Raw genomic sequence first — 6456 nt, 5'->3', positions numbered from 1 at the left:
CGAGTGAGGGAACTCACGCCCCGGCAGACGCACCTTACCCTGAAGGAGGTAATTGCCAACCTCAACCCGCTGATCCGGGGATGGGGCAACTACTTTCGACTCGGACACATGAAAGGACGCTTCGAGGCGCTCGACCAGTGGATCCGGATGCGAATCCGGTCCATCTGGCTCAAGCGAAAAGCACACCGCAGCTACAAAGCCAACAGTGTGCTTTCGAATGAACGCCTGGAAGCACTCGGGTTGGTATCCCTGCTTACCCTCTAGCCCATCAGGCGTGAAATCTGCACCCCGGCAACGGGGGATGACGACTCACTCCCTGTTGTAGGGCTACGACCGGCGGAAGCCGGATGCGGGAAAACTGCACGTCCGGTTTGACGAGGGGGCGTTGGTCGAAAGGCCAGCCCCTACTCTATTCAGCGGCAAGCCTGAACGGCCTTGGCCGAGGTGCTACGAAGCGAGTTGGGGGAAAACGGTCTTCAACTGCGCATAGCACTGGCGGAAGACGGGGAGCAGCTCGGCATACCGGGCCGCGAGGTCGGGGTCCACGGGGACGGCATCCCCGGTGCGGATCATCGCGGCGCAGGCCGAGGCCACGTCCGGGTATGCGCCGGTGCCGGCCGCGGCGAGGATGGCCGCGCCGAAGGCCGGGCCCTCGTCCACGGCCATGCGCCGCAGCGGCACGCCCAGTGCGGCGGCCAGGATGGTGCGCCAGAGCGGCGACCGGGATCCGCCGCCGGTGATGCGGAGTTCGGCCACCCCGACCCCCAGGGCGCGGACGAGGTCCAGGTTGTCCCGCAGGCCGAACGCGATGCCCTCCATGACGGCCCGGGCCACATGTGCCCTGGTGTGCTGCAGTCCCAGGCCGACGAAGGCGCCCCGGGCGCTGGGGTCGGGGTACGGCACGCGCTCGCCGGTGAGGTAGGGCAGGAAGAGCAGCCCCTCGGCGCCGGCGGGAACCGTGGCCGCCTCCCCGGTGACGCGGTCGTACGGCTCCCGGCCGGCCTGGCGGTCCTCCGCCGCCTCCCGGGCGTAGAGGGCGTCCCGCAGCCAGCGCAGGGAGCCGCCGGAGGAGAGCATCACGCCCATGACGTGCCACATGCCGGGCACGGCGTGGCAGAAGGAGTGGATGGTGGAGAGCGAGTCCTCCGGCAGCCCGGGAGGTGCGACGGCCTCACCTGGGCCTGCGCCGTTGCGCACGTGTCCGGGCTGGCCGGATGCCGCGAACACGACCCCGGAGGTGCCCAGGGCGAGGGAGGCTGCGCCCTCGGTCACCAGGCCGACGCCCACGGCGTTGGCCGCCTGGTCGCCGCCGCCGCCCACCACGGGCGTGCCGGCGGGGAGACCGGTCTCGGCGGCCGCCGGCGGCGTCACGAAGCCGGTCACCTCCGGGCCCTCGGCCAGGCGGGGCAGGATGGCCGGGTCGATCTCGAGCGCCTCGAGGATGGGCTCGCTCCAGCGGCGTGCCGCCACGTCCAGCAGCAGCGTCCCCGAGGCGTCGGCGACGTCGGTGGCGAACTCGCCCGTGAGCCGGTAGCGCAGGTAGTCCTTGGGCAGCAGCAGGTGGCGCACGCGGGCGTACGCGTCAGGCTCGTGCTGGCGCAGCCAGAGGAGCTTCGGCGCCGTGAAGCCGGTCAGCGCCCGGTTTCCGGCCAGCGCGAGCAGCCTGTCCGTGCCGACGCGCACCGTGATCTCGTCGCACTGGGCCTGGGTACGCTGGTCGTTCCACAGGAGGGCGGGGCGGACCACCTGGCCCCGGTCATCCAGGAAGACCGACCCGTGCATCTGGCCCGTGAGGCCGACGCCCCGTACGCGACCGGGACCGACCTCGGCGGTAACCCGGCGCAGGCAGGCCGCCGTCGCCGCCCACCAGTCTGCCGGGTCCTGCTCGGTCCAGCCAGGACGCGGGGTCAGCAGCGGGTACTCCTGCGTGGCCTGGGCGACTACCCTGCCGGCCCGGTCCACCGCCAGGACCCGTGCCCCGCCGGTCCCGATGTCGATGCCGATGTAGATCTCCTGCATGGCCGCTTAGCGCTTGCTGTACTTGGCGTAGACCTGCCGCTCGAACTCCTCGGTGAGGCCGAGCGCCCGCCAGACAGCCCGGTAAGCCCCCACGGCGTCCGCCCTGGCCTTGGCCGCCTCGAGCTCGGCATCGTCGATGCGCCGGGCCACCTCCAGCATGAACTCCAGGTTCATCACCGAGGCCCGCACCGCAGCGACCGGGTCCTCCGTGTAGGGGAAGAGGTCGAATCCGATGCGCTCGCCGTTCTGGCCGTAGCCGCCCTTGAGGAGCTCGCGCAGCAGGTCGATCTGCTGCTCGATGAACTGGGTGCCCACGATGTTGTCGTCGTCGAAGGAGCCCCAGCCCGAGTTGGCATGGTGGTGGCCCATCAGGCCCTCGGACATGAGCAGGGCGCCGTACTCGGCGAGGTTCTCGCCGTTCATGATCAGGTGCTGCCAGTCCATGTTCACCTTCAGATAGCTGGTGTCGGTCCCCATCTCCTTGAGCTTCTTGATGATGTAGAGTACCATGCCGATGTTGCGCATCAGGATCTTCATGGCCGGCTCGGAGTTCTTGTGCTCCAGGAGGAACGTCACCTTCCGCGCGTTGGCGTGCTCGACGCACTCCTGGATGCCCGCGAGGAAGTGGCGCCAGGTGGTGGCGTAGTCGCGCTGGAACGGGTAGTTGTAGCCCTCGTTGCCCGGCCAGTAGATGAACTTCGCGCCCACGGCCGCCGCCAGGTCGATGCCCCGCTTGATGTGGTCCACGGCCTCCCGGCGCAGCGCGGCGTCGGGGTTGCAGAGCGCGCCGAGCTGGAAGCGGGGGTTCGGCACCAGGCCGTAGCAGATCGTGTAGATGTCGTGATCCTTGCCCAGCACCTCCTGGATGCGGGGCGCGTTCCGCTCGTCGATCTCCGTCTCGTAGTGGAACTCGTAGCCGTCGATGAGGGGCCCGAGGCCGTCCACGGCCCGCTTCACCTTCTCGACGGTGTCCTGCGCGGCCGCCTCCGGGTGATACCCGCCCGGCATGAAGCGGGTGGCGGTGGGGCCGAAGGCCCAGATGCCCAGACTGGTCTTCCAGCGGTCAGACATGCGACCTCCTCCTTTGGCGCCAGGGTGGTGTGACCCACCTTTGTCTATTGCTTAGAGTATCTCCGGACTTCTTCGCCCTGGTGCCGGGAAGTCCTGCCGCGTGATCGCCGTAGGGGGGAATTCTTGACCCTTTTGTCTTAAAATGATTTGATGGAACAGGAGATGGCGCCCACAGCGGGGGTGACGCCGAGCCGCCGGACCGGCGGGCGGCCGCGTGAGGCGCGACGTCCTTGGGTGGTGGGGAGCGTGGCGAAACCGCGTGTGGTAACCGGCAACAGCGACCTGATCAGGGAGCTGAATCGTTTCCTGGTGCTCGACCTGATCCGGCGCAAGGGGCCGATCTCGCGGGCGGACGTGAAGCGGATCACCGGCCTCAACTTCACGACCGTCACCAATGCCGTGAACGACTTGATGGCTGAGGGGCTGGTTCAGGAGGTGGGGCTCGGCACGTCCTCGGGAGGGCGGAAACCGGTGCTGCTGACGCTGAAGCCGGACGCCCGCTACGTGCTGGGGTGCGAGCTGCAGAGCGCCAAGCTGGTGGTGGGGCTTTTCAACCTGGTGGGCACCCTGGTGGCGCGGGCCGATCTGCCGATGCGGCCCACCGACCAGCCCTCGGCCGTTGTGGAGCGGATTGCCCGTGGCGTCGACCGGGTGCTGGAGCGGGCCGGCGTCCGCCGCGACCGGGTTGCGGGCCTTGGCGTCGCGGCGCCCGGGCCGCTGGACAGCACGGAGGGAGTGCTGCTCACCCCGCCCAACCTGCACGGCTGGAGGTCGGTGCCCCTGCGGGCGATGCTGGAGGAGGCAACCGGGCTGCCGGTGGTGGTGGAGAAGGACGGCAACGCGGCCGCTCTGGGCGAGGTCTGGTTCGGTGCCGGCCAGTCGGTGCGCGACCTGATTCTGATCATCGTGGACGATGGCATCGGTGCGGGCATGACGGTCGGCGGCCGCCTCTACCGGGGCAGCGTGGGCGGTGCAGGCGAAATCGGCCACATGACCATCGACCTGGACGGGCCCCGCTGCAGCTGCGGCAACTACGGCTGCGTCGAGGCCATCGCCTCCGGCTTCGCCCTGGGGCGCAAGGCGCACGAGCTGATGCGGCGCGGGGTCGAGAGCCAGCTGGCCGGCGCCGGTGAGATCGGCTCGGCAGAACTGCTCGCTGCGGCGGAAAACGGCGACCGGCTCGCCATCGACCTCCTGGACGAGTGCGGTCGCATCCTGGGCATTGCCATCGCCAACACTGTGAACATGTACAATCCCGAACTGATCGTGCTGGCCGGGCGGCTGGCGCAGCAGAGCGACCTGGTGCTGAACCGGGCGGTGGAGCTGGGCCGGTCACGGGCGTTCTCCGTGCTCAGCCAGCAGGTCTGCATCCGCCGCTCGACCCTGGGCGAGGGCTTCCTGGTGGCGGGCGCAGCCTCGCTGGTGCTCTCGCAGCTGCTGCAGGGCCCGGTCGACATCCCGCCGGCGTGAAGATGCGGCCGCCCGTGCGCATAAGGGCCGAACCCCAAACGCATAGTAGGTTCGTACCAACTTGCGAAAGGGGCAACGACATGGCAGAGGAGAAGCAGAACAACAAGCGCGCACGGACGGGTGAGACCGCTGGTACCGGAGCCGGCGGTACTGCCAACGCGCAGGGCGCCGGCACCACGATGGCTCAGGGTGCCGCCGGGCTCGGCGGTGCCGCAGCCGGGGCCGCCCTGGGTTCCGTGGCCGGTCCCCTGGGGACCGCCGCAGGTGCAGTGGCGGGCGGCCTCGGGGCCGCGGCGATGGCGGACGGGAACGAGGCCGGCCGGACGAATCAGGCCGGTCGCAACCGCACCAACAACGAGAATCAGTCGGGCACCAGGTAAGTCGGAAACCCTGGTTGCCGCACCGGTCGCTCAGCGCGAGTGCAGGCAACAGCCCGGGCGGAACCCCTCCGCCCGGGCCGATTTGCGCGCTGGGTTCAAGCTCCGCTCGCCAGCGCTGCGTGCACGGCGGTCAGCACCGCGAGGTGAAGCGGGTAGAAGGCCCGGTAGAACCAGCGGCCCTTCCGCAGGGGCGGATAGCGCACAGGCAGGATGAGCAGGATGGTGCTGAGCAGGCTGAGCCCCTGTATGTCCCAAGGTGAGAAGATGAACGCGTTGAACGCAGTATGCCCCGGCACGAGGACCCACTTCCGCTGCGCGTACCGGTAGAGCAGGAGCAGGGCCGGCAGGTAGATCCCGTAGCTCACGGGCACGATCCAGAGCAGGGCGAAGGCCAGGGCCAGCAGGGCGCCCTGCAGGGCCCGGACCAGCACGGGAACAGGCCGGCGGGCCAGCCGCTCCACCCAGTGCGGGGCGGCGTCCAGCCCGGCGAATACCCCGATGCCCATGAGGAAACCGAAGACGATGTTGAGTTGGAACGGTACGGATGGCGGCAAGGTCGCCTGGTAGGGCAGCTGAGCGGCCAGCGCGATCACGAGGAGCCGGATGGCGTAGCGCCTGCGGTCCCGCGTGAGCGCGTATCCCCGGACGACGCCGTAGGTGTACAGCGGCATGGCGATGCGTCCGACGATCCGCAGCCACAGGACGCCGGGGCAGAACACCACGCCGATGTGGTCCACCAGCATCGTCAGCATCGCAATCCATTCGAGCACGGCCTGCGATCCCCCCAGGCCCCCGCGGGTCCCTGCGCCCGGGCCTGCTGAAGCAGCGGGCGCGGCTCGCTAGAGTTCAGGTATGGCGGCTGCCGCGGCCTGCGCCCCGCGGTGAAGCGGGTAGAAGGCCCGGTGGCGAAGTGCGGACCAGGCGCTCCGTCCGGGCAGGTCCAGGGGATAGAACACCGCGTCGACGCCGTCCGCAAACATCGTCATCTTCGCAACCCATCCGAGCACGGCCGGCGATCCCCTCCCGGGTTGCCCTTAGGTTGATCTCCCTTTTACTGTCCTAGAGCATCTTGTGTTTGTATTAGTTCATAGTTCAAACTGTCGCCAATTTACACTTCGCGGTGGAGGCACGAAAGTCGCAGAGGGGGAGCACCGTCGTGCTACGCCTGAGCGCGCAAAAGGGCCATCCCTGAGTCATCCTGAATGACTCCGGGACGGCCCCGTCGGTCCGGCTCAGATCAGATGGTAAGGTAAACCCAGAACAGGTAGACGAGGGAGCCCACCAGGAAGGCAGGCACCACCGCCAGGTAGATCAGGTTCAGACGGATCAACCAGCCTGACTCTCGATACGCGTCCCGATAGCTGTGGTGCGTCTGCCTCAACATGCGTCCCCCTCCCGTCACCCGCACGCGGCTGCTGATGTCCTAGGAGCCTGTCCGGGTAACCGCACGTGAGATAGGGGCAGACTCCCAATGATTGGATATCAACGATCGTGCCTACTTCTTCATGCGCTGTCT

Annotated in this window: 8 protein-coding genes; 3 read left to right on the top strand and 5 right to left on the bottom strand. The window is 68.6% G+C overall.

Annotation, left to right across the window (positions count from 1 at the left end):
- A partial coding sequence (locus J2Z79_RS18040) for a group II intron maturase-specific domain-containing protein (protein ID WP_280953802.1) occupies positions 1 to 264 on the top strand: 264 nt, incomplete at its 5' end.
- Between the two features lie 183 nt (positions 265 to 447).
- Here the strand turns inward: J2Z79_RS18040 and xylB are convergent.
- Both xylB and J2Z79_RS18030 read right to left on the bottom strand, forming a co-directional pair.
- Complete coding sequence (gene xylB / locus J2Z79_RS18035; RefSeq protein WP_209468294.1) at positions 448 to 2019, bottom strand: xylulokinase; 1572 nt, start codon at positions 2017 to 2019, stop codon at positions 448 to 450.
- A 6-nt stretch (positions 2020 to 2025) separates the two neighbouring features.
- Positions 2026 to 3090 (bottom strand): sugar phosphate isomerase/epimerase family protein, encoded by a 1065-nt coding sequence (locus J2Z79_RS18030; protein ID WP_209468293.1) that lies wholly within the window; start codon positions 3088 to 3090, stop codon positions 2026 to 2028.
- Positions 3091 to 3336: 246 nt separating this feature from the next.
- Between J2Z79_RS18030 and J2Z79_RS18025 the strand changes: the two genes are divergently transcribed.
- Together J2Z79_RS18025 and J2Z79_RS18020 are read left to right on the top strand one after the other, a co-directional pair.
- Complete coding sequence (locus J2Z79_RS18025; protein WP_209468292.1) at positions 3337 to 4560, top strand: ROK family protein; 1224 nt, start codon at positions 3337 to 3339, stop codon at positions 4558 to 4560.
- Positions 4561 to 4640: 80 nt separating this feature from the next.
- Positions 4641 to 4940: a hypothetical protein gene (locus J2Z79_RS18020; RefSeq protein ID WP_209468291.1), complete on the top strand. Its 300-nt coding sequence runs from the start codon at positions 4641 to 4643 to the stop codon at positions 4938 to 4940.
- Positions 4941 to 5035: 95 nt separating this feature from the next.
- Here J2Z79_RS18020 and J2Z79_RS18015 read toward each other — a convergent pair whose 3' ends face one another.
- The 3 genes from J2Z79_RS18015 to J2Z79_RS18005 form a co-directional block, all read right to left on the bottom strand.
- Positions 5036 to 5710: a TraX family protein gene (locus J2Z79_RS18015; RefSeq protein WP_209468290.1), complete on the bottom strand. Its 675-nt coding sequence runs from the start codon at positions 5708 to 5710 to the stop codon at positions 5036 to 5038.
- Between the two features lie 69 nt (positions 5711 to 5779).
- Positions 5780 to 5947, bottom strand: coding sequence for a hypothetical protein (locus tag J2Z79_RS18010; RefSeq protein ID WP_209468289.1), 168 nt, complete (start codon positions 5945 to 5947; stop codon positions 5780 to 5782).
- Between the two features lie 230 nt (positions 5948 to 6177).
- A complete protein-coding gene (locus tag J2Z79_RS18005; protein ID WP_209468288.1) occupies positions 6178 to 6324 on the bottom strand; it encodes a hypothetical protein in 147 nt (48 codons plus the stop codon).
- Between the last annotated feature and the right edge of the window lie 132 nt (positions 6325 to 6456).

Source organism: Symbiobacterium terraclitae (assembly GCF_017874315.1).
GTDB lineage: Bacteria > Bacillota > Sulfobacillia > Symbiobacteriales > Symbiobacteriaceae > Symbiobacterium > Symbiobacterium terraclitae.
Note: the sequence above shows the minus strand (reverse complement) of the source record. Positions and strands in the feature narration are given on the sequence as shown.